Raw genomic sequence first — 2,494 nt, forward strand, 5'->3', positions numbered from 1 at the left:
TGCCAATCTCTATATGCATATTTCTATACATACTAACTAGTTTGGTCGCCTAACTCACGACTAAAGTCACGAGTGTGCGGCTCCCATTTAATCAAGCACGCTATCAATGTTTACATAACGCGCAAATTCTGTACTATCATGCTCCTGCACCGATTTTTCTATTCTACTCAGTGCATATTGCGGCGTATTTAGCCAATAATATTTATAAAAAGCCGCTCCGCCCAATATAATTATTAATAAAATTAAACCTACATATAATTTCATACGCTTTGATAGAGGAGGAATTTTCATTTTTTACCATCCTTTCAAACATTATAATAAACACTAATTAATTATTTCTTTATTTTTATGCAAATGCCTTTTTTTATCTTTGCGCACTTTATTTTTCACCAATGTTAAATATATTGATCCGCCAATTATTAATATACCACCAATAATTGATAATTTATGCATTATCTCAGCAAAAAACATATAGCCCCATAACGCATTAAAAAATATTCCTATATAAAGAACAAAACTTACTATTACCGTATTAGCTGACCCGTAAGCCTGTGTCATCAGCGTTTGTGCTAATAATGACAGCAAACCTATACCTATAACTAATATAAGTTCATAATGATTGGGCATATGATATTTCCCCGTTGCCATCATTATAATTATGCCAATTATGGCACTGCAAAACAGAAAATAAAATACTATTTCCCATGAATTATGTCCACCATTTTGAAATAATTTATGAATAGTCGTATAGGCTACCGCTGCTAACATGGCTGAAATTATTACTAAGACAGCATAAAAAGAAAAAGAATTATATTCCCAGGGACGCAATAATAATACCGTTCCTAATAAAATAATAATTAATGGCAGAACTGCTTTTGCGGGAATTTTTTCTTTTAACCATATTGCCGATAAAAATATAACGAAAATTGCTGACAACTGCTGCAGTATTGCCACATCGCCTAAATGCATACCGGCTATTGCTGTAAAAATAAGTAGCATGCTTGTACCGCCAACTGTACCACGAAAAAACAACAAAGGAATGTCACGGCGGGAAAATTCTATATTATTTACTTTCATTATAAACAGCAATACTATAAGACCTACAATACTGCGGCCAAATACTATTTCTCCGCTGTTCATACTCGTACTCAATTCTTTAACCAGCAAATTCATAATACTAAAAGCTAATGCTGCTGCTATTGCGAAAATCAAGCCTCTATTTACCAAATATATACGCCTCAATCCTGTAATTATAATAACAAAAGCCGCGGCATTATCAATATAATACCTACGGCTCAATTAATATCTTATTATTTATATAAATTTTAGCACAGCACTTAAATAAAAGCAATTATTAAAAGAAATCAATTATCTATCATCAGCAAAACTATCAAGTGCAAATTTTTGAAATTCATATACAGATGGTGACAGCATTCTGTTAGTATCCCAGGCAATACCAATAGTACGGCGGCAATGCGGCGATGATAAGCGTAAAAACTTTAAATTTAAATAATCCAGTCCCGGTATTTTAGGTATTAGTGATACACCTAAACCAGCCGCTACCAAATTAGCCACTGTGACTATTTCATCACCTTCAAATTCAATATGCGGTGATATGCCCGACATATCAAATAACTGATTAGCCAAAAGACGTAAACCATAAAAAGGCTTTAAGGTAACAAATGATTCATCGGCAATTTCTTTTAAATTAACACTTTCTTTTTGGGCCAAGGGATGCTGTAAGGGCACTACTATAAATAATTCTTCTGAGCATAACGGCAGCCAGCCAATAGTCTCATTCATCAATAGATTGGAACATATACATAAATCAGTTTTTCCCTGTATAAGCTGTTCAGTTAAAACTGTGGAATTATTTTGGTACAGTCTGAATTTGCACTGTGGATGTGTTTTTCTAAATTCACTTATAAGCTTGGGCACTATATAACTACCTAATGAATGCAAAAATGATAAATTTATTATCTGCCTATCCGGTTTATATATGGCCATTTTAGCAGCTGTCTGTTCTTTAACTATACGCTGGGCATGTGTCAGCAGCATTTCACCATAATGCGTCAAAGAAACCTCTTTAGTATTGCGATTTAGTAATTTTACACCAAGCTCATTTTCCAGACGTATTATCGAACGGCTCAAGGCCGATTGTGTTATGGAAACAGCTTTAGCTGCTTTAGTAAAATTGCCAATATGAGCAATTGCCAGAAAATATTCCAATTGTTGTAATTCCATATTATCTCCCCCTGAATATCTATGATTTTTTATCATAGTCATTCAGCTTACTAGTAATAATTAAAATTTATTATTTATATATTATTTATATAATTACTATCTATATCATATTATCTTCTTTTCTATATTTTATTTTATCGGCAAGTACTTTTTATTGGTTAATTGTATAATCAAATTGAACAGTAAATAAAAAATCCATAGGGACTATTCACGTGTTAGAATGTAATCACCACAAAAACATCTACACGGG

General features: G+C 32.7%; 3 protein-coding genes. All 3 read right to left on the reverse strand.

The annotated features are described in order from the left end of the window. Positions 1-87: 87 nt before the first annotated feature. On the reverse strand, positions 88-291 hold the full coding sequence (locus HNR32_RS13555; protein WP_183863567.1) for a hypothetical protein: 204 nt from the start codon (positions 289-291) through the stop codon (positions 88-90). 33 nt (positions 292-324) lie between these two features. Continuing rightward, entirely contained in the window at positions 325-1,242 is a 918-nt protein-coding gene (locus HNR32_RS13560) for a DMT family transporter (RefSeq protein WP_221300635.1), read from the reverse strand. Positions 1,243-1,368: 126 nt separating this feature from the next. Further along, positions 1,369-2,244, reverse strand: a complete 876-nt coding sequence (locus HNR32_RS13565; RefSeq protein ID WP_183863569.1) for a LysR family transcriptional regulator — start codon at positions 2,242-2,244, stop codon at positions 1,369-1,371. Between the last annotated feature and the right edge of the window lie 250 nt (positions 2,245-2,494).

This window comes from Pectinatus brassicae (assembly GCF_014201835.1).
GTDB lineage: Bacteria > Bacillota > Negativicutes > Selenomonadales > Selenomonadaceae > Pectinatus > Pectinatus brassicae.